A 20,638-nucleotide genomic window follows, 5' to 3' on the forward strand; every position below is an offset into this window, starting at 1 on the left:
TTCGGCCGGTGACGGGCGAGACTGCTCACGTGACGTCCCGAAAGCCTGATGAGCAGTTGGCTCGCGACTCCAGACTCCGACTCGTCTACCCGAAGTCGGTGGGTGCGGCCCGCAAGGCGGTGACCGACCGGCGAACCCGGACCGCACCCAGGCCACCGGCGGGTACCCCCGCCACGGCCGACCTCGCGAACAGGGCCCGCGCCTCGCTCGCCGATGCCGTACGCCTCGCCCGCTGGGCCGAGGCCCACCTCGGGGCGGGGGACGGCGGCAGGCCCGCCCCGGCGGGCGCCCTGCCCGCCGCCGACGTCGAACGCGCCGCCGCGCAACTGCGCCTGACGCCCGGCCAGATCCGGGTCGGCTGGGACCGCTCCCGGCTCGCGGGCCTGGTCGAGGTGCACGGTGGCCAGGCACGGCCCGGCTGGCGCCTGCGGGCCTGGGACCGGGACGACTCCGCCGTACTGCGCGGCTGGGTCGCCCTCTTCGACGCCTGGTCGCTGGTCCACCCCGCCCCCGCCGACATCGCCCCCGCGGCCGTCGCCGAGGTCGTCGAGGCCATGCCCCAACTCCTGTCCCTGCTCCAGCTCTCCGCCGGTCCCGTGACCGTCCCGGATCTGCTGGACCTGCTCGGCCAGCGCGTCGAGGAACTGCGCGACGAGCGGTGCGAGGTCCCGTACGAGACCACCGCACAGGCGGCCGGCCCCGTACGGGACGACGCCGCCCGCGGGGACGCCGGACCGGTGGACCGCCCGGCGCAGGCCCCCGCCCCGGCCGCGGCCCCCGTCCCGCTCGCCCGGCTGCTGCGCTGGGCCCTCGGCGGGCTCGCCGCTGTCGACGCCGTCACCCTCGGGCCCGCCCAGGCCGCCCTGACCCCGCTCGGGAGCTGGGCCGTCTGGGTCAAACTGGAGCAGATCTGCGTGGCCGCGCAGAGCCCGGCCGGGAACATCGAGCAGTCCGCGGCCGCGATGCTGCGCGGCTGCGCCCGGCTCACCCCGGGCCCGGCCCGCGCCGAGTACCAGGCCTGGCTGGCCGCCCGGCCGGTCGGACACGCCGTCTCCGAGCTGCTGAACGCGGCCCGCGGCGAGGACGCGCTGCTGCGCGGGCTCGCCTTCGAGGCGCTGCGCGTGGTCGGCGCCCCCGCCGAGCCCGAGGTCCGCGCGGCCACCCGCGAGGCCACGCTGCGCCCCTACGCCCTGCTCTGGCTCGCCGTGCACGACGGGGTCGACCCCGACGAGGCGCAGGACGTGCTCACCGCCGAGGAGCAGACCTGGCTGTGGGTGGACACGGCGGCCGCCATCGCCGACCACGGCGAGGCCGAACTGCTGGCCCGCCACCTGGACTCGGCCGTGCGCACCACGGTCCCGCGGCTGCTCGACGAGGTCCGCGCGGTCGGCCATCCCCGCACGGTGCAGGTACTGGTCGCGCTGGCCGCCGCGCACCCGGACCCGGCCCTGGCCAAGGCGGTCCGCCGGGCCGCCTTCCAGGTCCACACCGGCGGCGTCTGAGGCCCCGGGGGCCGGGGCCGCGGGGGACACCGGCGCAACGCGCCGCGGGGTCAGCCCTGCGGCGCGTACGTCCCGAAGCTCCACACGTTGCCCTCGGCGTCGCGGGCCATGTAGTCCCGCGAGCCGTAGTCCTGGTCGGTGGGCTCCATCAGGATCTCCACGCCGTGCTCGACGGACCGGCGGTGGTGGGCGTCCACGTCGTCGACCACCACGTAGACCCCGGCCGGCCCCGCCGCGGCCATGGCCTCGTCGAAGGCCCCGCCCCGGCCCTTGCTGCCGAGCATCACCACACCGTTCCCGTAGGTCAGCTCCGCGTGCATCACGGACCCGTCCTCCCCTTCGTACGCCGCTACCTGGGTGAAGCCGAACGCATCCGTGAGCTGCCGCATCGCGGCCTTGGCGTCGGTGTAGAGCAGTGTCGGACAAATGGACGGAACGCCTGCCATGACGATCACTCCCTCGTGTGCCCTGCCTGGACGGTGACCCGGATCACAGCATGGCAGGAGCCTCGCGAAGTCAGCGGAAGGTGTTGCACTGGGCCATGTCGCCGGTGCGGTAGCCCTGGTAGAACCACTGCTGGCGCTGATCGGCCGAGCCGTGGGTCCAGGACTCCGGGGTCACCCGGCCCTGGAACTTCTCCTGGATCCGGTCGTCGCCGACCGCGGCCGCCGCGTCCAGGCCGTCCTTGATGTCCTGGTCGGTGAGGCTGGTGATCAGTGGCCTGCCCGTGGACTCGTCCGGGGTCCTCGTCGCGTGGTGCGCCCACACCCCGGCGTAGCAGTCGGCCTGCAGCTCGACCCGTACCGCGTTGCTGTTCGCGCCCTGCCGCCCGTCCTGGGCCTTCTGCAGCGTGCCGGTCAGGTTCTGGATGTGGTGCCCGTACTCGTGCGCGACCACGTAGGCCTGGGCGAAGGGACCGCCGGTCGCGCCGAACTTGCTGCGCAGTTCGTCGAAGAAGCCCAGGTCCAGGTAGACCTGGCGGTCGCCGGGGCAGTAGAAGGGGCCGACGGCCGAGGTGGCCGCCCCGCAGGCCGTGCCCACCCTCTGGGTGAAGAACACGGTCTGCGCCGGGGAGTACCGGCCCCCGCGCCGGGTGAACTCCTGCTTCCAGAAGTCCTGGGTGCTGTTGGTCACCGCGACCAGCCGGCAGTCCTCCCGGGTGTTCGCGTCCCGGCCGGTCCTGCAGGCCTGCTGTACCTGAGCGGCGGAGGAAGAGGTCGCGGCCGGATCCGGACTCCCGTCGGACAGGCCCAGCTGATCCGGGCCCACCCCGAAGAGCAGACCCAGGACGAGCGCGAGGAGACCCACGATGCCGCCGCCGATGGTCGCCTTCCCGCCCGGGACGCGGCTGCCGCGCACATCCCTGACCTCGGAAGTGTCCAGATCGGCGTCGTCGTCGAACTGCATCCCGCACCGCCCTCCATCCGCACAGCCGAGGAGCCTTGCCCACCCCTGCGGCGAGTATCGACCCGTTCGCCCTCATACGCCCCTCGGCCGCCGGACGTGCCCGCTGGGCCGCACGGGTGACACGGAACAGGGCCCGCACCCGGTCCCGCCCGGGGCGGCCGGGCCCGAAAGTGGTTGCGCATCCCCGGTAGAATGACTCCCATGGCAAATCTCCTCGCGGATTAGCGGCGTAGAAGCATCGCGTCCTGCCCCCCTTCCGCCGTCCCCACCCGCTCTGGAGTATTTCCGTGATCACCGCCACCGGCATCGAGCTGCGCGCCGGCGCCCGCATCCTCATCGAGAACGCGTCCTTCCGTATCGCCAAGGGCGACCGCATCGGTCTCGTCGGGCGCAACGGTGCCGGCAAGACCACGCTCACCAAGTGCCTCGCGGGCGAGGGAACGCCCGCCGGCGGCAGCATCGCCCGCTCGGGCGAGGTCGGCTACCTCCCGCAGGACCCCCGCACCGGCGACCTCGACGTCCTGGCCAGCGACCGGATCCTCTCCGCACGAGGCCTCGACGTCCTGCTCAAGAAGATGCGGATGAACGAGGAGCGCATCTCCACCGGCTCCGGCGCCACCCGCGAGAAGGCCATGCGCCAGTACGAGCGCCAGGAGACCGAGTTCCTCACCAAGGGCGGGTACGCCGCGGAGTCGGAGGCCGCGACCATCTCGGCCGCCCTCGGCCTGCCCGACCGGGTCCTCGGCCAGCCGCTGCACACCCTCTCCGGCGGTCAGCGCCGCCGCGTCGAGCTCGCCCGGATCCTCTTCTCGGATGCCGACACGCTCCTCCTCGACGAGCCGACCAACCACCTCGACGCCGACTCGATCGTGTGGCTGCGCGACTACCTGAAGAACTACCGCGGCGGGTTCATCGTGATCTCCCACGACGTGGACCTGGTCGAGACCGTCGTCAACAAGGTCTTCTACCTGGACGCCAACCGCGCCCAGATCGACGTCTACAACATGGGCTGGAAGCTCTACCAGCAGCAGCGCGAGGCCGACGAGAAGCGCCGCAAGCGCGAGCGCCAGAACGCCGAGAAGAAGGCCGCGGCGCTGAACTCGCAGGCCGACAAGATGCGCGCCAAGGCCACCAAGACGGTCGCCGCGCAGAACATGGCCAAGCGCGCCGACCGGCTGCTCGCCGGCCTCGATGCCGTCCGCGTCTCCGACAAGGTCGCCAAGCTGCGCTTCCCGGACCCGGCGCCCTGCGGCAAGACCCCGCTGACCGCCGAGGGCCTGTCGAAGTCGTACGGCTCGCTGGAGATCTTCACCGACGTCGACCTGGCCATCGACAAGGGCTCGCGCGTGGTCATCCTCGGCCTCAACGGTGCCGGCAAGACCACGCTGCTGCGCCTGCTGTCGGGCACGGAGAAGCCCGACACCGGTTCGGTCGTCCCCGGCCACGGCCTCAAGCTCGGCTACTACGCCCAGGAGCACGAGACCCTGGACCCGGAGCGCAGCGTCCTGGAGAACATGCGCTCCTCGGCGCCGGACCTGGACCTGGTCGCCGTACGCAAGACGCTCGGCTCGTTCCTCTTCTCCGGCGACGACGTGGACAAGCCCGCGGGCGTCCTGTCCGGCGGCGAGAAGACCCGTCTGGCCCTGGCCACCCTGGTCGTCTCCTCCGCGAACGTGCTGCTGCTCGACGAGCCCACCAACAACCTCGACCCGGCCAGCCGCGAGGAGATCCTCGGCGCGCTGCGCACCTACAAGGGCGCGGTCATCCTCGTGACGCACGACGAGGGCGCCGTGGAGGCGCTGGAGCCGGAGCGGATCATCCTGCTCCCGGACGGCGTCGAGGACCTCTGGGGCCCGGACTACCGGGACCTCGTGTCGCTCGCCTGATCCGCTTCCGCGGGGTGATCCAGTTGCTTATGGATCATTCGGCTCAGGTGTGATCCATCATCTGAGTGAGACGGTCTCATACCGGTTCCGCATGCGAGGACGTCCCCGGCCGCATCCGCACGGATGCGCGACCGGGGTTCTTCGTCTCCCGTCACTGCCTCTGACCTGGTGATTCGACCCGGACTAGAGGGAATGTGACGGAGGTCATGCAGCGGAGCGGGAGATTCCGTTCTGCTCGGGTGTCCACCCCGTGGGAAATGCCGTCGTACGGACCTTGCTGAATGGGTGGCCAGGAAGCCGGGGAGGGGTGATCATGAGAAGTCCAGAGCGCACTTCCCATAGAGGAGGCACGGGTGGCCGAAACTCTGAAGAAGGGCAGCCGGGTAACCGGCGCCGCGCGTGACAAGCTCGCGGCAGACCTGAAGAAGAAATACGACTCCGGTGCGAGTATCCGGGCGCTGGCCGAAGAGACCGGCCGGTCGTACGGATTCGTCCACCGGATGCTCAGCGAGTCCGGAGTCACGCTGCGAGGTCGCGGTGGCGCGACGCGCGGCAAGAAGGCGGCTACGGCCTGAGCGACGGTTCCCCCGTGGATCCATCGGTCTCTCCGTACTGAGCTCCACCGGTTCCCGTTCCCCCAGTGGTCCGGGTTCCACTTGCGGTTCCGGTTTCACTTGCAGTGAGGTTCCACCGCCTTCGGTGACCCCCGGTCGGTTCCATGGCCGACCGGGTGGTTACTGTGCAGTCACTTAGGCCGAGATCGCGGCCGACCGACCGCACAGCCCGGAGGCACCCAGATGGCTCTGCTCGACAAGGACGGCGTACGGCTCACCGTCGACGACACGCTCGCCACGGTGACACTGACCAATCCGGCCAAGCGAAACGCCCAGTCCCCCGCGCTCTGGCGGGCGTTGGCGGAGGCCGGACGGTCGTTGCCGGGCACCGTCCGGGTCGTCGTGCTGCGCGGCGAAGGGAAGTCCTTCTCCGCAGGGCTCGACCGGCAGGCATTCACCCCCGAAGGCTTCGAGGGCGAGCCGTCGTTCATCGACCTGGCGCGCGGTTCGGACGAACTGCTCGACTCGACCATCGCCGAGTACCAGGAAGCGTTCACCTGGTGGCGGCGCAACGACATCATCTCCGTGGCCGCCGTACAGGGGCACGCGATCGGTGCCGGTTTCCAGCTTGCCCTCGCGTGCGATCTGCGCGTCGTCGCGGACGACGTGCAGTTCGCCATGCGCGAGACCGGTCTGGGCCTGGTCCCGGACCTCGCCGGCACGCAGCCGCTGACGGGGCTGGTCGGCTACGCCCGCGCGCTCGAAATCTGCGCGACGGGCCGCTTCGTGCACGCCGAGGAGGCGGAGCGGGTCGGCCTCGCGAACCTCGTGGTCCCGGCGGACGAGCTCGACGCGGCGGTGAAGGACCTCGCCACGGCCCTGCTGGCCCCGCCGCGGGACGCGGTGATCGAGACCAAGGCGCTGCTCCGTGCGGCGGGGTCGCGGACGTACGACGAGCAGCGCGCGGCCGAGCGCGCCGCCCAGGCCCGCCGCCTCCGCGATCTCGCGGGCCTCTCCGACTGACGGCCTCTCCGGCTGACGGCGTCCCCGGCCGCCCGCGCCCGGCTCCGCGTCACCCGCCGCCGGGCGCGGCGGGTGACGCGGGAGACGTGCTCCCGTCCGCGTCAGAAGCCGTGGCGGGAGCCGCCGTCGACCGGGAGCATGACGCCGGTCAGGTACGAGGCGGCCGGGGACAGCAGGAAGGCGGCGGAGCGGCCGAACTCCTCCGGGGTGCCGTAGCGCCGCAGCGGGATCCCGGACTCGTTGCGGGACCGGGCCGCGGCCACGTCCCCGGACAGGGCGTCGAGCTCGCGCACCCGGTCGGTGTCGATGCGGGCGGGCAGCAGGCCTACCACGCGGATGCCGCGCGGGCCCAGTTCCACGGAGAGGGACTTCGCGAAGCCGGCCAGGCCCGGCCGCAGGCCGTTGGAGATGGTGAGGCCCGGGATGGGCTCGTGGACCGATCCCGACAGGACGAAGCCGATGACGCCGCCCTCGCCCAGCTCCGCCGCGGCCGCCCGCGCGAGGCGGACCGCACCGAGGAAGACCGACTCGAAGGCGGCCGTCCACTGCGCGTCGGTGTTGTCCACCGCCGAACCGGGCGCCGGGCCCCCCACGCTGATGAGGATGCCGTCGAAGCGGCCGAAGCGCTCACGGGCCGTTGCGACGAGGCGGACGGCGGCCTGCGGGTCGGCGTTGTCGGCGGCCACACCGACCGCATTGGGGCCCAGCTCCGCCGCGGCGGACTCGGCGCGGGCCGCGTCCCGGCCGGTCAGCACCACCTTCGCGCCGTCGGCGGTCAGTTCGCGGGCGGAGGCGTGGCCGAGGCCCCTGGTGGCGCCGGTGACGACGTAGACGCGGTCCTTCAGTCCAAGATCCATGCCGACACGCTACGCCGTCGGTACGGACTCCCGCTCGGCGGCCGCGGAGGCGGCCGCCGCCTCCTGACGGTCGCGCTTCTCGCGCCGCACGAGGACGATCCAGCCCACCGGCACCGCGAAGGTGAAGAGCCACCACTGCACGGCGTACGCCATGTGCGGGCCGATCGAGTCGTGGTCGGGCTCGGCGACCGCCTCGGGCTTCCCGTCCGCCGGTACGGGGGAGGTGAGTTCGAGGTATCCGCCGAGGACCGGCCTGCCCAGGTACTGCGCCTGCCGCGTGCTGTTGATCAGCATCACCTGGCGGTCGGGGAGGCCCTTGCGGTCCTTGATCCCGCTGCCGCCGCTCGTCTCGTCGGCCTTCAGCCGCCCGGTCACCGTCACCTCGCCGGCCGGCGCGGCCGGGACCGCCGGGTAGGCGCGCGGGTCGTCGCCGCCCGGGACCCAGCCGCGGTTGACGAGCACCACCCGGCCGTCGGCCAGCACCAGCGGGGTCAGGACGTGGACGCCGACCTTGTCGTCGGTCGCGGTGCGCATGCGGACGACGACCTCGTGCGCGGAGTCGTACGTACCGGTGGCGGTCACGGCGCGCCAGAGATCGGCGCGCGGGACGACGTGGCCGGGGGAGGTGATCTCGGTCATCGGTACGGGCTTCGCGCGCAGGTTCGCCGCGATCAGCTCGTTCTGCGCGACCCGGTGTTCGTGGCGGTGGAACTGCCAGAAACCCAGCTTGATCATCGCGGGGACGAGGGCGAGGCCGATGAGGGTGAGGCACACCCACTGCCGGGTCAGCACAAAGCGGTACACGCCCACGACGGTACCCCCAGCGGCGAGGACCCCGGCGGCCGGGTGGCCGTCCGGGGTCGCGGCGGACGGGGGAAGGGAGCAGGGGGAGCGCGGGGGAGGAGAGGGAAGGGCGAGGGGGGAGGCGGGGGCGACGGGCGGGCGCGGTCCCCCGGCGCGGCGGGGTCAGACCCGGTCCGTGATGCCCGCCTTCCCCTCGGCGCGGGCGCAGTGCGCTCCGCAGAACCACTGGCCTTCCACCTCGACGCCCTGCCCGATGATCTGGACCCGGCAGTGTTCACAGATGGGCGCCATGCGGTGAATGGCGCAGGAGAAGCAGTCGAAGACGTGCACCGCTCCCTGTGCATGAACCTCGAAGGACATGCCGTAATCGTTTCCGCAGACTTCGCAACGTGCCATGGGCCACAGGGTGCGACCCGACCGGCGGGCCGGGAAAGGGGGCGCCGGGCGAGTCGCCCGACGCTCACCCGTCTGCCGCAGCCACGTCCCGCAGGAGCTGGGTGAAGGCCGCCTCGTCGACGACGGGCGTCCCGAAGGCCTTCGCCTTGACCGTCTTGGAGGTGGCCGAGTCCGGGTCGTTCGTCACGAGCAGGCTGGTGAGCCGCGACAGGCTCGTGGCGATGTGCAGACCCGCCTCGACCGCGCGGTCCTCCAGCAGCTCCCGGTCCACCGAGGTGTCACCGGAGAAGGCGATCCGCATGCCCTGTTTGAGGGGCGCGCCGTCCGTGTACCGGCCCGGGTTCGGGTGCGGGCACGGCGGACGTCTGCGCGCGGGCCGCCAGCTCGATCCCCCGCCGGAGCCGCCGTAGGGGGACTGGTACCCGACGCGCGGGGTGACGGGGGAGTCCGACCACTCCGTCAGCGCGCGGCATTCCAGCAGGGGCAGCCGTACGTTGTCCCGCGCGGCCGCGTGCAGGGAGGGGCGGAAGGCCTCCGCGAGGACGCGGGCGTCGTCGAGGGCGTGGTGGGCGCGCTGCTGGACCACGCCGAAGTGCGCGGCGAGCGACTCCAGCTTGTGGTTGGGCAGCGGGAGGTTCAGTTCCTTCGACAGGGCGATGGTGCACAGCCGCTGGCGGACCGGGGCGGTCGCGGCGGCCCGCGCGTACTCGCGGGCGATCATCTGCCAGTCGAAGATCGCGTTGTGCGCGACCAGGACGCGGTCGGCGAGCCGGCCGGCGAACTCCTCGGCGATGTCCTTGAAGAGCGGGGCGTCCTGGAGCATGTCGCTGGTCAGACCGTGGATCCACACGGGTCCGGGGTCGCGGAGCGGGTTGACCAGCGTGTACCAGTGGTCCTCCACGTTGCCCTGGGCGTCGAGCCGGTAGACGGCGGCGGAGATTATCCGGTCGTCGCGAGCGAGCCCGGTGGTCTCCACGTCGACGACCGCGTACCCCTGCGGGTACGCGGTCGGCCACGTCGTCTCTGCGGTCGTACGGTCGGCGAGCATGGTCACAGAGGATATCGGGCCGCGCCGACACCCGTGCCCGCGACGACGGCCTCCCCGTCCGCCTCTCCGGCAGCCGCCCCCGCGGAGCGGCGATTCACCGTGGCGGCCCGGGCGGTGTCAGCAGGGCCTGGACCAAAGCCCGTACGGACAGCAGGAAGAGACGCTCCAGGTCGGCCGGCCGGGCCAGCGCGCGGGCCAGCGGCGGGTCGTGCGGGGCGTCGGCCGGGTCCCACAGCTCGCTCTCGGCGGGGGACTGGGCCGGGGAGCGTTCGCGATTGCGCTCGACCAGGACGAAGCCGATGATCTGGAACTGGATCGCGCGCACCGCGTCCGCGGCCCGTGATCCGCGCAGGCCGGCCGCTTGCACCTCGCGCACCAGGGCCTGCTGCGCGGGCAGGAACATCCGCTCGGTGAGGCCGCGCTCGTGCACCATCGCGATCAGGTGCGGGCGCTCGCGCAGCTCCCGGCGCAGGATCCGGGCCACCGAGAGGATCCGTTCGCCGGGGTTGTGGTCGGCCCCGGGGGTCCCCCCGGACGGAGTCTGGGGGAGGATCGCGCCCATGTCCTGGACGGTGCGCTCCACGAGGGCGTCGAGCAGGGACTCGCGGTTGCCGACGTGCCAGTAGATGGACGTCACCGCCGTACCCAGTTCGGCGGCGAGCTTGCGCATGGTGAGGGCGGCCGGGCCGTGCTGTTTGACGAGCGAGGCGGCCGCGTCCAGCACCTCGGCACGGGTCAGCGTGGTTCTGGCCATGGAGCCGTCCCAACTTTCTGTCGATCCGTCAGTTCAGGTCCGTGCAGAGGTCTTTACCCTTCATCGGAGTGGGTGTAACTGTGTTACAGAACCTCCCGGCCACCGCTGGGAGGGGCCCGCGGAAGGGTGATGCGAGAGATGGCACGCGTACGGTACGGAGCGCGAACCGAGGCGGAGATCGCGGCGTCGCGCGAGAAGAGTTCCAAGCTCCCCGACATCTGGTCCACCGGGGTGGTGGCCGTCTGGGAGAGCGACCCGGACGTGGTGGCGGCGGTCCTGCCGCCACCGCTGAAGCCCGCCGACCGGCCCCTGGTGCGGGCCAACATCAGCCAGGTGGACCTCCCCGGCTACCCACTCGGCGCCGGCTCGGTGGCCGTGGCCGCCCAGCACGGCGGGGTCGAGGGCTGGTACCCGCTGGTCATGCCGATGACCCACGAGCGGGCCCTGGTCGGCGGCCGCGAGGTCTTCGGCGAGCCGAAGAAGCTCGGCGAGGTCACCGTGGAGCGCGACGGCCTCGTCGTCCGCGCCTCCCTGGCCCGGCACGGGATCGCCTTCGTGGAGGTGCGCGGGGCGGTGGACCGGGAACTGCCGCTGCCCGAGCCCACCACCAAGACCGACTTCTACTTCAAGTTCCTGCCCGCGGTCGACGGTTCGGGCTTCGACGCCGACCCGGTGCTCGTGCACTGCACGCGCAACGAGAAGGTCCGCAAGCTGGAGCGCATCACCGGCGACGTGGTGCTCCGGGAGTCGATGTTCGACCCCGTCGCGGACCTCCCCGTACGCCGCCTCGTCGAACTCACCATCGGCGAGAAGACCACCGACCAGAAGGGCAGGGTCGTCGAACGCGTCAGCGCCCGGGCCCTGCTCCCGTACATCCACCAGCGCTACGACGACCCGATGCAGATCCTCGACGGACCGCCCGAGGGGAGCGTCTGATGCGGCTCGAACCGGGACAGGTGGCGGTGGTCACCGGAGCCGCCAGCGGCATCGGCCTCGCGATGGCCCGCCGCTTCGCCGCCGAGGGGCTGAAGGTGGTCCTCGCCGACGTGGAGGAGGGCGCGCTGCGCGAGGCGGCCGGCGCACTCGCCGCCGACGGCGCCGAGGTGCTCGCCGAGATCGTCGACGTCAGCGACCGCGACTCCGTGATCTCGCTGGCCGACGCCGCCTACGAGGCCTTCGGCGCCGTGCACGTGCTCTGCAACAACGCCGGCGTGGGATCCGGCGCCGAGGGCCGGATGTGGGAGCACGAACCCAACGACTGGAAATGGGCCTTCTCCGTCAACGTCTGGGGCGTCTTCCACGGCATCCAGGCCTTCGTCCCCCGCATGATCGCGGCCGGCGGCCCCGGCCACATCGTCAACACCTCCTCCGGCGACGGCGGCATCGCCCCGCTGCCCACCGCCTCGGTCTACGCGGTCACCAAGGCGGCCGTGGTCACCATGACCGAGTCGCTCTACGCCCACCTCAAGGCGGAGGGCGCGGACATCGGCGCCTCCGTGCTCTTCCCCGGACCGCACATGCTGCGCACCGGCCTGTGGGAGTCGCACCGCAACCGTCCCGAACGGTACGCCAAGGAGCGCCCGCGCAAGTCCCCGTACCGCAGCATCGCCCAGTTCGAGGCCGCCATGAAGGAGGCCGGGCACGAGGTGGACTTCACCCCGGTCGAGGACGTCGCGGACCACGTCGTGGACGGCATCCGCGCCGACCGCTTCTGGATGCTGCCCGACAGCGAGCACAGCGACCGGCAGATCCGCGCCCGGTCGCGGTCCATGCTCGAGCGCGCCAACCCCGCCTACCTCGAAAGCTTCATCCTCGACTGAGGAGTCTGACTCGTGAGTGCGTACGAAGACCCGTACCTGATCATCTCCTCCGACTGCCACGCGGGGCTGCCCACCGAGCAGTACCGCCCCTACCTGGACAGCGCCTTCCATCCGCAGTTCGACGAGTTCCTCGGCCAGCGCGACGCCCGCCGCGCCGAGGCCACCAAGCTGGGCGTGCGCAACGAGGCCTTCGCCGAGAAGTGGTTCCACGACCACGAGGAAGGCCTCAAGGGCGGCTGGGACGTGGCGCAACGGCTGAAGGAACTCGACGGCGACGGCGTGGCCGCCGAGGTCGTCTTCCCCGACGCCGACGCCGTGGACAGCCAGACCGCCGCCCCCTTCGGGGTCGGCCTCGGACTCTCCGGCGACCAGGACCCCGAGCTCGGCATGGCCGGCGCGCAGGCGCACAACCGGTGGCTCGCCGAGTTCGTCTCCGAGCACCCCGAGCGGCACTGCGGGGTCGCCCTGCTGCCCATCACCGGCGAACCGGACAAGGTCGTCGCCGAGATCCACCGGGCCAAGGCGTCCGGGCTGGGCGCCCTGATGATCCCGGCCATGTGGGTGGACAAGGCGCCCTACCACGACCGGCGTTACGACCCGGTGTGGGCGGCGGCGGCCGAGACGCAGATGCCGGTCGTCACCCACTCGGGGTCCTCGCCGCGCCACGAGTACGGGGACCACCTGGGCATCTTCGTCTCCGAGGTCACCTGGTGGCCCGCCCGGCCGCTGTGGTTCCTGCTCTGGTCCGGCGTCTTCGAGCGGCACCCCGGCCTGAGGTTCGGCGTCGCCGAGTCGGGCTGCTGGTGGCTGCCGAACCAGCTGTGGTTCATGGACAGGCTCTATCTCGGCGCGCACGGCGGCAAGAAGCTCTCGCCGTTCGAGGAGCTGAAGCGGCCGCCCAGCGAGTACCTGGACCGGCAGGTGTTCGTCTGCGCCACCAACACCAAGCGGCGCGAGCTCGCCCAGCGCTACGAGATCGGCGTGGACAACATCCTGTGGGGCTCGGACTTCCCACACCCCGAGGGGACGTGGCCGAACACCCGCACCTGGCTGAAGAACACCTTCCACGACATCCCGGTCGACGAGACGCGCCGGATGCTGGGCCTGGCCGCGGCGGACGTCTTCGGCTTCGACACGGGGAAGCTCGCGCCGATCGCCCGCCGAATCGGGCCCACCCCGGCCGAGCTGGGGCAGAGCCAGGACCAGGCGGCCGTCGAAGCCTCCTGGGCGCGCTCGCGCGACGTGGGCCGGCACTGGCTGACGGACAACGACTTCCCGGTCCTGGGGGTGGACTCGTGACCTCCCGCACCTCCGGCACGTCCGGGGCGTCGGCGGCCCCCGGAGCCCCGGCGCCCGGGGAGGACCGGTACACCGTCATCTCGGCCGACTGCCACGCGGGCGGCGACCTGCTGGACTACAGGCCGTACCTGGAGAAGCGCCACCACGCGGACTTCGACGCCTGGGCCGCCACCTACGTGAACCCGTACGAGGACCTCCTCGCGGACACGGCGGACCGCAACTGGAACTCGCAGCGCCGCCTGACCGAGCTCGAAGCCGACGGGATCGTCGCGGAGGTCCTCTTCCCCAACACCATCCCGCCGTTCTTCCCCAAGGCCTCCCTCATGGCCCAGCCCCCGACGGCGGCCGAGTACGAGATGCGCTGGGCCGGGCTCCAGGCCCACAACCGGTGGCTCGCGGACTTCTGCGCGGACGCGCCGGGCCGCCGGGCGGGCGTGGCCCAGATCCTGCTGAACGACGTGGACGCGGCGGTCGCGGAGATCCGCCGCACCCGCGAGGCGGGCCTGACCGGCGGCATCCTGCTGCCCGGCGTCCCGCCCGGTTCCACCGTGCCGGAGCTCTACTCGGCCGCCTACGACCCGATCTGGGCGGTCTGTGACGAGCTGGACGTCCCGGTCAACCACCACGGCGGCTCGGCCTCGCCGCCGCTCGGCGACGAACCGGCGGCGCGGGCCGTCTTCATGGTGGAGACCACCTGGTTCTCCCACCGGGCCCTGTGGCACCTCATCTTCGGCGGGGCCTTCCGCCGCAACCCCGGGCTGAAGCTGGTCCTGACGGAGCAGGGTTCCGGCTGGATCCCCGGCGTGGTCGAGATGCTGGACTACTACCACGGCCGCCTGGTCGCGGCGTCGGCCACCGCCGAGGCCAAGTTCGGGGCGGGCCTGGCGGAGTCCATGGGCAAGGGCCCGAGCGAGGTCTGGCGCGAGAACTGCTTCGTGGGAGCGAGCTTCATGCGCCCCCACGAGGTCCCGCTGAGGAACCGGATCGGCCTCGACAAGATCATGTGGGGCAGCGACTACCCCCATGACGAAGGCACGACCCCGTTCTCCCGCGAGGGCCTGCGCATCGCCTACGCGGGCCTGCCGCGCGAGGAGGTCGCCGCCATGGTCGGCGGCAACGCGGCCCGGGTGTACGGCTTCGACCTCGGCCTCCTCGACGCGGTGGCCGCCGAGCACGGTCCCCTCGTCTCGGAGATCGCGGAGCCCCTGACGGAGGTCCCGCCGGCCGCCACCAGCCCGGCCTTCGCCCGGGGCGGCTCGGTCCGGGTCTGGTGACGGTCTCCCTCCCCGCCGGAGCGGCTCAGTCCCTGCGGACGAGCCGCTCCGGCGGGATCCGCTCCGCCCCGCTCACGTGCGTGCCCCCGCGTACCTCGATCACCAGCTCGTCCAGGCCGGCCAGCGGGGACAGGTCCACGGTCCCCAGGCATTCGCTCAGCACCAGCCGGCGCAGCCGCCGGAACTCGCGGAGCGGCTTCAGCGACCCCTCCAGGGCGCACCGGATCAGCACGAGCCGGGCAAGCCGCTCGTAGGGCAGCAGCGCCCCGGCCGACACCGGCGCCGCGTGCCGGATCTGCAGGCCCTCCAGGCCCCGGAGCGGCAGCGAACGCACCAGCTGCCGGTACTGGCCGCTCCCGGCCACCGTCAGCATCCGCACGTGCGGCCACCGCTCGATCCCGTCCAGGGTCATCCTCCGGGCGCCCTGCCACAGGTGCAGCTCGGTCAGCGAGTCCGCCGCCGGGACGTCCCCGATCCGCCGCTGCTCCGGCTCGAAGCCGATCACCAGGGAGCGCAGTCCCGTCACCCGCGCGAGCGGGGCCAGGGACAGGTAGTCGCGCAGGTAGCCGAAGGCGAGGCTGTCCGTCGGCAGTTCGGCCACCACCTCGATCCCGGCCACTTTCGGGCAGTCCAGCACGCCCAGGTGCCGCAGCGAAGGGTGCCCGGCCAGCGGGGACAGATCGGCCAGCCGTGGATTGCGGTGCAGGATCAGCGACTCCAGGTCCCGGCGCCGCGCGATCTCCGGCGGGAGCGGGCCGTCCCAGGTGACGTGCAGCCGGCGGACGTGCCGCAGCCGCTCCAGCGCCCGCATCTGGCCGCGCGTGCGCACGTGCAGGTGGGCCGCGCTCAGCGGCGCGTCCGCCAGCACCGTGTCCGCGTACACCTCCACGGGGAACCGGCCCCAGGCGTCGGACAGTTCGCGCGAGGCCTCGTAGCGGTCGTCCGTGCGGAAGCCCGCGATCACCTGGAGGGCCCGGTCGCCGCCGACCAGGGCCGCCGTGCGGATCGTCGCGGCCGCCTCGCCCTCGGTGAGCCCGTCCGGCTCCGGCAGCAGCTCCAGCACCAGCTCGCCCGCCTTCGCCAGTTCCTCGGCCTGGCCCGGGGAGCGCGGGGGCAGCAGGCACGCCGTACGGGCCTTCACCTCGCGCCAGACCTCCGGGTCCAGTTCGGGCGCGTGCTCCAGGCAGGCGGCCGCGAGCAGCACCAGCCGGCTGCGGTCGGGCTCGGACCGGTCGGCCCGCGCCAGCAACTGGCGCAGCAGATAGGCGCGTTCGTCGGGACGGGCGTGGCCCACGGCCATCCGGACCACGTTGTCCCAGGTGTCGTCGTGCGCGTTGCGCACCAGGACGCCGAAGTCCCGCGCCTCCACCGCCGCCTTGGCGCCGAGGTAGTCCTGGAAGGTGCGGTGGACGAAGTGGACCGACCCCGGGACCGGCTCACGCAGCAGCCCGCTGCGGATCAGCAGGTGCCGGAACACCGTCTGCGGGTCGGTGCCCTGCGCCTTGACCTGCGGCATGGCGTCCAGCGATTCGGCGATCATCCCGATGGCCTCGTCGGCCGCCGCCTCCACCTGCCCGTTGCGGATCAGCCAGTACGCGAGCCGCTGGAGCAGCAGGGTCTGTTCGTCCCGGCTGAGGTAGACGCCCTCGACCCCGGAGATGTCCCGCTCGCTGTCACGGCGGATCAGGAGCATGTCCAGGGCGGCGTCGTAGAGCTCCTTGCGGGCCCGGGGCAGGTGCATCCGGCGGTCCCGGTTCAGCGCGCACAGCAGGGCGCACATCAGCGGGTTCGTCGCGAGCCGACCGAGGTCCCGGCGCGATCCGACCGCGTCGAGGAGCGCCTTCTCGTACCGGTCCAGCAGGTCCCGCTCCCGAGCCCGCTCGGAGCCTTCGCCGCCCGTGCCGTCCGCGGCGCCACCGCCCCCGTCGTCCGCTCCGTCGGCGTCCGCCTTCGCGCGGGCGGAGTCGTGCCAGTGCGTGATGAAGGCGCCGACGTCGTCGCGATCCATCGGCAGCAGGGCGAGGGAGGAGAAGCCCTGGGCGGTCAGCCAGTCCTCGGGGACGGCCGAAGGGCGGGTGGTGACCACGAAGCGGGACGCGGGGTAGGCCAGGAGCAGCTCCCGGAGCCAGGACTTCGTCCGGCTGCGCAGCCACGGCGGCACCTCGTCGACCCCGTCGACCAGCACCAGCGCCCGGCCCGCGGAGAGCAGGCCCTCGACCCAGCCCGCCGGCGGGGCCATCGGCACGCCGGTCGCCTGCAGCCAGTCCTCCGGGCGGGGGAGTCCGGTGGGGGAGTTGAAGGAGCGCAGCGGCAGCACGAAGGGGACGAGGCTGTTCCAGCTCCGCAGCTGGGTGCCGAAGCTGCGGCGGGCGGCGTTCAGCGCCAGCCACTGCACGAGGGTGCTCTTGCCCGAGCCGGCCGGGCCCCGCAGCAGCACGCGCTCCGCGGCGTCCAGGGCCAGTTCGGCCTTCATCGGAGTCTGGAGGCCGGGCTCCTCCAGGAGCTCCCCGCCGCTGACCGCGAGGCTGATGTAGGCCAGGTCCAGCGGCCATTCCTGCCGGGCCTGGCTGAAGGTCAGGCCGAAGAGCTGGACCCTGCCCTGGGTCCTGACGACGTAGTGGGCGTACCGGTCCTCGAAGGCCGCCCCGGCGTCGGCCGCGGACCCGGTCGGAGGGGCCGGCGTCGCGTACTGCGCGGCGGCGGTGAGGCACAGCGCGACCAGCTCGCGGTACACGGCCCCCGCGGCCGGGCCGGGCCCCGCCGCGGGGAACGTCCGCGCGTCCCGCGGGCCCGGCGCGGCGAAGGCCTCGCCGGCGGCCGCCAGCGCGGCCAGGGCCTCGGGCTCCGGGAGGCCCTCGCAGGCCGCGGCCAGGCGGCCCGCCAGCTCGCGCGCGAAGCCCCGTAACTCCGGGGCCGCGCCTCCTTCCCCGGCCCGCGCCCGCGCCCGGTCGGCCGCATCCGCGCTCGCGGCCGCACCCGTGGCCGCGTCCGCGCCCGCACCCGTGAGCGCGCCCGCACCCGCGGCCGCCTCCGCGACCGCGCTCGCCACCCGTGAGGCGGCCGTCTCGACACCCGTCATCCTCATGCCCTCCCCCTCGAACCGGACATCATCCTCCGAACCGTCGGTAACCCCGATGGATACCGATCGGTAACAACCTCTAGCCGAGCCCCCGAGGCCCGCTCTATGGTGCGGACATGCCGAACTTGCCCGATGTCGTGCTGTGGTCCATACCCGCCTTCGTGCTGCTCACCGTCATCGAGCTCGTGAGCTACCGCATCCATCCCGACGAGGACGCCGCCGGGTACGAGACCAAGGACGCCGTCACCAGCCTCGGCATGGGGATCGGCAGCCTCGTCTTCGACTTCCTCTGGAAGATCCCGATCGTCGCGATCTACACCGCGGTCTACGAGCTCACCCCGCTCCGCGTCCCCGTCCTGTGGTGGACCGTCCCGCTGATGCTGCTCGCCCAGGACTTCCTGTACTACTGGCAGCACCGCGGCCACCACGTCATCCGGATCCTGTGGGCCTGCCACGTCGTCCACCACAGCAGCCGCAAGTTCAACCTCACCACCGCGCTGCGCCAGCCCTGGACGAGCGCCACCTCCTGGCCGTTCTACCTGCCGATGATCGCGCTGGGCGTGCACCCCGCGGCCGTCGCCTTCTGCTACTCGGTCAACCTCGTCTACCAGTTCGGGATCCACACCGAGCGCATCGACAAGCTGCCCCGCCCCGTCGAGTTCGTCTTCAACTCGCCCTCCCACCACCGCGTCCACCACGCCTCACAAGGCGGTTACCTGGACCGGAACTTCGGCGGCATCCTGATCGTCTGGGACCGGCTGTTCGGCTCCTGGGTGGCGGAGACCGACAAGCCCGTCTTCGGCCTCACCAAGAACATCGCGACGTACAACCCGCTGCGCGTCGCCACCCACGAGTACGCCTCCATCGCCCGCGACGTCCGGGCCGCCCGGAGCTGGCGCGAGCGCGCCGGACGCGTCCTGCGCGGCCCCGGCTGGCAGCCCGCCCCCGCCGGGGCGGCCGAGTCGGCCAAGACTCCGGAACCCGCCGCGTGAGCGCCGGGACGGAGCCCGGCCCCGCCGCGCACGCGCCTTCCCGCACGCCCTCCCGGGCGCGCCCCGCCGCGGCGCGGGGCACCGGCCCGGCCGCCCCGGTGCTGCTCGCCGCATTCGCCCTCGCCGCCGCCTTCGACCTCGGCTCGCTGCTGGCCGGCTGGCACCTCGGCCACGTGATCGCCAAGCCGCTGCTGATGCCGCTGCTCGTCGGCCACGTGATCGCGCGGGGCGCCGCGCCGCGCCTGCTCGTCGCCGCGCTGCTCTTCGGCTGGGGCGGGGACCTGGCCCTGCTCTTCGACGCGGATCCCGCCTTCCTGATCGGCATGGGCTCCTTCGCCGCCGGGCACGTCTGCTACCTCGTACTCTTCGGCCGCCGCCGCACGCGACCCGCGCTGGGGGCCGCGTACGCCGTCGCGCTGCTGTCCACGGTCACGCTACTCTGGGGAGACCTGCCCGCCGAGCTGCGGATCCCGGTGGCCGGGTACAGCCTGCTGCTCACGGCCATGGCGTACCGCTCCAGCGCCCTCGGGTGGCGGACGGGCCTCGGCGGGGCGCTGTTCCTGCTCTCCGACACGCTCATCGCCACCGGCGTGGCCGAGTGGCCCCAAGCGCCCCGCCCGGACTTCTGGATCATGGCCACGTACCTCGCCGCCCAGTACCTGCTGGCCGCGGAAGCAGTCGCTCCGGTGCAGGCGTACGGTAAGGAAGCCCTACAGGGCTCCCCCACCCCCTAGCCGGAGGACTGCACCACCATGCGCGCCACCGTCATCCACGCCCCGCACGACATCCGCGTGGAGGAGGTGCCCGACGCCGCGATCCAGCGCCCCGAGGACGCCGTCGTCCGCGTCCTGCGCGCCTGCATCTGCGGCAGCGACCTCTGGGCCTACCGCGGCGAGGCCGCGCGCCAGCCCGGCCAGCGGATCGGTCACGAGTTCCTCGGCATCGTCGAGGAGACCGGGTCCGCCGTCGGCGGCCTGCGCGCCGGAGACCTCGTCGTCGCCCCCTTCATGTGGTCCGACGGCACCTGCGCCTACTGCTCCGAGGGCCTGTACACCTCCTGCGAGCACGGCGGGTTCTGGGGCTCGGTCGGCCACGACGGCGGCCAGGGCGAGGCCGTCCGCGTGCCGCACGCCGACGGCACCCTGGTGAAGCTGCCCGCCGAGGCCGTCTCCGACGACCACCTGCTCACCGCGCTGCTCGCGCTGTCCGACGTCATGGGCACCGGCCACCACGCCGCGCTCGGCGCGGGCGTCCGCAAGGGCTCGACCGTCGCCGTCGTCGGCGACGGCGCGGTCGGCCTGTGCGGCGTGCTCGCCGCCAGGCGCCTGGGCGCCGACCGGATCATCGCCCTGGGCCGCCACTCCGCCCGCACGGACATCGCGAAGCTCTTCGGCGCCACCGACGTGGTGGCCGAGCGCGGCGAGGCCGCCGAGGCGGCCGTGCGCGAGCTCACCGGCGGCCAGGGCGCCCACGGCGTCATCGAGGCGGTCGGCACCGAGCAGTCCATGCGGACCGCCGTGAACATCACCCGCGACGGCGGGTCCATCGGCTACGTCGGCGTCCCGCACGGCAGCGGCACGGGCCTCGACCTCGGTGTCATGTTCGACCGGAACATCGCCCTGCGCGGCGGCGTCGCGCCGGTCCGGGCGTACATCCCGGAGCTGCTGGCGGACGTGCTCAGCGGCGCGATCGACCCGGCGCCCGTCTTCGACCGGTCGGTCACCCTCGACGAGGTCCCGGACGGCTACCGCGCGATGGACGACCGCAGCGCGCTCAAGGTGATGATCACCCCCTGATCCGGAGCACGGAAGGGCCGGGCGGGGGGGGCCCCCCCCCCCCCCCCCCCCCAGCCCGGGCGCGGAGCAGCGGGAGGAAACGCAGGTGTCGGTCGGCAACCGCCACCCCGATCGAAACCCGACGGACCACCACATAAACCACCGAGG

General features: G+C 72.9%; 19 protein-coding genes. 11 read left to right on the forward strand and 8 right to left on the reverse strand.

The genetic code is table 11. The annotated features are described in order from the left end of the window. Positions 1 to 119: 119 nt before the first annotated feature. Positions 120 to 1,502: a hypothetical protein gene (locus tag ABZY44_RS15625; protein ID WP_356653953.1), complete on the forward strand. Its 1,383-nt coding sequence runs from the start codon at positions 120 to 122 to the stop codon at positions 1,500 to 1,502. A gap of 50 nt (positions 1,503 to 1,552) precedes the next feature. Here ABZY44_RS15625 and ABZY44_RS15630 read toward each other — a convergent pair whose 3' ends face one another. Further along, positions 1,553 to 1,948, reverse strand: coding sequence for a VOC family protein (locus ABZY44_RS15630; RefSeq protein ID WP_356653919.1), 396 nt, complete (start codon positions 1,946 to 1,948; stop codon positions 1,553 to 1,555). Between the two features lie 70 nt (positions 1,949 to 2,018). Then, positions 2,019 to 2,909, reverse strand: coding sequence for a neutral zinc metallopeptidase (locus ABZY44_RS15635; protein WP_356653921.1), 891 nt, complete (start codon positions 2,907 to 2,909; stop codon positions 2,019 to 2,021). Between the two features lie 287 nt (positions 2,910 to 3,196). Between ABZY44_RS15635 and ABZY44_RS15640 the strand changes: the two genes are divergently transcribed. From ABZY44_RS15640 to ABZY44_RS15650, 3 genes are all read left to right on the forward strand, one after another. Next, positions 3,197 to 4,795 (forward strand): ABC-F family ATP-binding cassette domain-containing protein, encoded by a 1,599-nt coding sequence (locus ABZY44_RS15640; RefSeq protein ID WP_356653923.1) that lies wholly within the window; start codon positions 3,197 to 3,199, stop codon positions 4,793 to 4,795. Between the two features lie 353 nt (positions 4,796 to 5,148). Next, a complete protein-coding gene (locus ABZY44_RS15645) occupies positions 5,149 to 5,370 on the forward strand; it encodes a helix-turn-helix domain-containing protein (protein WP_018518904.1) in 222 nt (73 codons plus the stop codon). A 222-nt stretch (positions 5,371 to 5,592) separates the two neighbouring features. After that, positions 5,593 to 6,372 (forward strand): enoyl-CoA hydratase/isomerase family protein, encoded by a 780-nt coding sequence (locus ABZY44_RS15650; RefSeq protein ID WP_356653925.1) that lies wholly within the window; start codon positions 5,593 to 5,595, stop codon positions 6,370 to 6,372. 101 nt (positions 6,373 to 6,473) lie between these two features. Here ABZY44_RS15650 and ABZY44_RS15655 read toward each other — a convergent pair whose 3' ends face one another. From ABZY44_RS15655 to ABZY44_RS15675, 5 genes are all read right to left on the reverse strand, one after another. Then, positions 6,474 to 7,229, reverse strand: a complete 756-nt coding sequence (locus tag ABZY44_RS15655; protein WP_356653927.1) for an SDR family oxidoreductase — start codon at positions 7,227 to 7,229, stop codon at positions 6,474 to 6,476. A 9-nt stretch (positions 7,230 to 7,238) separates the two neighbouring features. Continuing rightward, on the reverse strand, positions 7,239 to 8,033 hold the full coding sequence (locus ABZY44_RS15660) for an SURF1 family protein (RefSeq protein WP_356653929.1): 795 nt from the start codon (positions 8,031 to 8,033) through the stop codon (positions 7,239 to 7,241). Positions 8,034 to 8,195: 162 nt separating this feature from the next. Beyond that, positions 8,196 to 8,429 (reverse strand): hypothetical protein, encoded by a 234-nt coding sequence (locus tag ABZY44_RS15665; RefSeq protein ID WP_356653931.1) that lies wholly within the window; start codon positions 8,427 to 8,429, stop codon positions 8,196 to 8,198. Between the two features lie 64 nt (positions 8,430 to 8,493). Beyond that, positions 8,494 to 9,477, reverse strand: coding sequence for a DEDDh family exonuclease (locus ABZY44_RS15670; RefSeq protein ID WP_356653933.1), 984 nt, complete (start codon positions 9,475 to 9,477; stop codon positions 8,494 to 8,496). A gap of 94 nt (positions 9,478 to 9,571) precedes the next feature. Continuing rightward, entirely contained in the window at positions 9,572 to 10,231 is a 660-nt protein-coding gene (locus tag ABZY44_RS15675; RefSeq protein WP_356653935.1) for a TetR family transcriptional regulator, read from the reverse strand. A 138-nt stretch (positions 10,232 to 10,369) separates the two neighbouring features. On the opposite strand from ABZY44_RS15675, the gene ABZY44_RS15680 reads away from it, so the two are divergent. From ABZY44_RS15680 to ABZY44_RS15695, 4 genes are all read left to right on the forward strand, one after another. Beyond that, positions 10,370 to 11,167 carry an acetoacetate decarboxylase family protein gene (locus ABZY44_RS15680; protein WP_356653937.1) on the forward strand — a complete coding sequence of 266 codons (798 nt, stop codon included), beginning with the start codon at positions 10,370 to 10,372 and terminating at the stop codon, positions 11,165 to 11,167. Continuing rightward, complete coding sequence (locus tag ABZY44_RS15685; protein ID WP_356653939.1) at positions 11,167 to 12,051, forward strand: SDR family NAD(P)-dependent oxidoreductase; 885 nt, start codon at positions 11,167 to 11,169, stop codon at positions 12,049 to 12,051. Before ABZY44_RS15680 ends, ABZY44_RS15685 begins: the two co-directional genes overlap by 1 nt. Positions 12,052 to 12,063: 12 nt before the next feature. After that, the gene (locus tag ABZY44_RS15690; RefSeq protein WP_356653941.1) at positions 12,064 to 13,350 is read left to right on the forward strand and encodes an amidohydrolase family protein; all 1,287 of its coding nucleotides are present in this window, start codon (positions 12,064 to 12,066) and stop codon (positions 13,348 to 13,350) included. Positions 13,351 to 13,427: 77 nt separating this feature from the next. After that, entirely contained in the window at positions 13,428 to 14,624 is a 1,197-nt protein-coding gene (locus ABZY44_RS15695) for an amidohydrolase family protein (protein WP_356653955.1), read from the forward strand. A 25-nt stretch (positions 14,625 to 14,649) separates the two neighbouring features. Here ABZY44_RS15695 and ABZY44_RS15700 read toward each other — a convergent pair whose 3' ends face one another. After that, positions 14,650 to 17,709 (reverse strand): NACHT domain-containing protein, encoded by a 3,060-nt coding sequence (locus ABZY44_RS15700; protein WP_356653943.1) that lies wholly within the window; start codon positions 17,707 to 17,709, stop codon positions 14,650 to 14,652. Positions 17,710 to 17,819: 110 nt separating this feature from the next. Between ABZY44_RS15700 and ABZY44_RS15705 the strand changes: the two genes are divergently transcribed. The 3 genes from ABZY44_RS15705 (at position 17,820) to ABZY44_RS15715 (ending at position 20,491) form a co-directional block, all read left to right on the forward strand. Beyond that, positions 17,820 to 18,695, forward strand: coding sequence for a sterol desaturase family protein (locus ABZY44_RS15705; protein WP_356653945.1), 876 nt, complete (start codon positions 17,820 to 17,822; stop codon positions 18,693 to 18,695). A 98-nt stretch (positions 18,696 to 18,793) separates the two neighbouring features. After that, positions 18,794 to 19,429 carry a lysoplasmalogenase gene (locus ABZY44_RS15710; protein ID WP_356653957.1) on the forward strand — a complete coding sequence of 212 codons (636 nt, stop codon included), beginning with the start codon at positions 18,794 to 18,796 and terminating at the stop codon, positions 19,427 to 19,429. 18 nt (positions 19,430 to 19,447) lie between these two features. Next, on the forward strand, positions 19,448 to 20,491 hold the full coding sequence (locus ABZY44_RS15715; RefSeq protein ID WP_356653947.1) for a zinc-dependent alcohol dehydrogenase family protein: 1,044 nt from the start codon (positions 19,448 to 19,450) through the stop codon (positions 20,489 to 20,491). Positions 20,492 to 20,638: the final 147 nt, after the last annotated feature.

The organism is Streptomyces sp. NPDC006544 (genome assembly GCF_040611715.1).
In the GTDB taxonomy this organism is placed as follows: domain Bacteria; phylum Actinomycetota; class Actinomycetes; order Streptomycetales; family Streptomycetaceae; genus Streptomyces.

Excerpts from the sequence above, each read along its gene's own strand:
- ABZY44_RS15630 (WP_356653919.1), bottom strand. The coding sequence starts at position 1,948 with ATGGCAGGCGTTCCGTCCATTTGTCCGACACTGCTCTACACCGACGCC.
- ABZY44_RS15635 (WP_356653921.1), bottom strand. The coding sequence starts at position 2,909 with ATGCAGTTCGACGACGACGCCGATCTGGACACTTCCGAGGTCAGGGAT.
- ABZY44_RS15650 (WP_356653925.1), top strand. The coding sequence starts at position 5,593 with ATGGCTCTGCTCGACAAGGACGGCGTACGGCTCACCGTCGACGACACG.
- ABZY44_RS15655 (WP_356653927.1), bottom strand. The coding sequence starts at position 7,229 with ATGGATCTTGGACTGAAGGACCGCGTCTACGTCGTCACCGGCGCCACC.
- ABZY44_RS15665 (WP_356653931.1), bottom strand. The coding sequence starts at position 8,429 with ATGGCACGTTGCGAAGTCTGCGGAAACGATTACGGCATGTCCTTCGAG.
- ABZY44_RS15670 (WP_356653933.1), bottom strand. The coding sequence starts at position 9,477 with ATGCTCGCCGACCGTACGACCGCAGAGACGACGTGGCCGACCGCGTAC.
- ABZY44_RS15675 (WP_356653935.1), bottom strand. The coding sequence starts at position 10,231 with ATGGCCAGAACCACGCTGACCCGTGCCGAGGTGCTGGACGCGGCCGCC.
- ABZY44_RS15680 (WP_356653937.1), top strand. The coding sequence starts at position 10,370 with ATGGCACGCGTACGGTACGGAGCGCGAACCGAGGCGGAGATCGCGGCG.
- ABZY44_RS15685 (WP_356653939.1), top strand. The coding sequence starts at position 11,167 with ATGCGGCTCGAACCGGGACAGGTGGCGGTGGTCACCGGAGCCGCCAGC.
- ABZY44_RS15700 (WP_356653943.1), bottom strand. The coding sequence starts at position 17,709 with ATGAGGATGACGGGTGTCGAGACGGCCGCCTCACGGGTGGCGAGCGCG.
- ABZY44_RS15705 (WP_356653945.1), top strand. The coding sequence starts at position 17,820 with ATGCCGAACTTGCCCGATGTCGTGCTGTGGTCCATACCCGCCTTCGTG.
- ABZY44_RS15715 (WP_356653947.1), top strand. The coding sequence starts at position 19,448 with ATGCGCGCCACCGTCATCCACGCCCCGCACGACATCCGCGTGGAGGAG.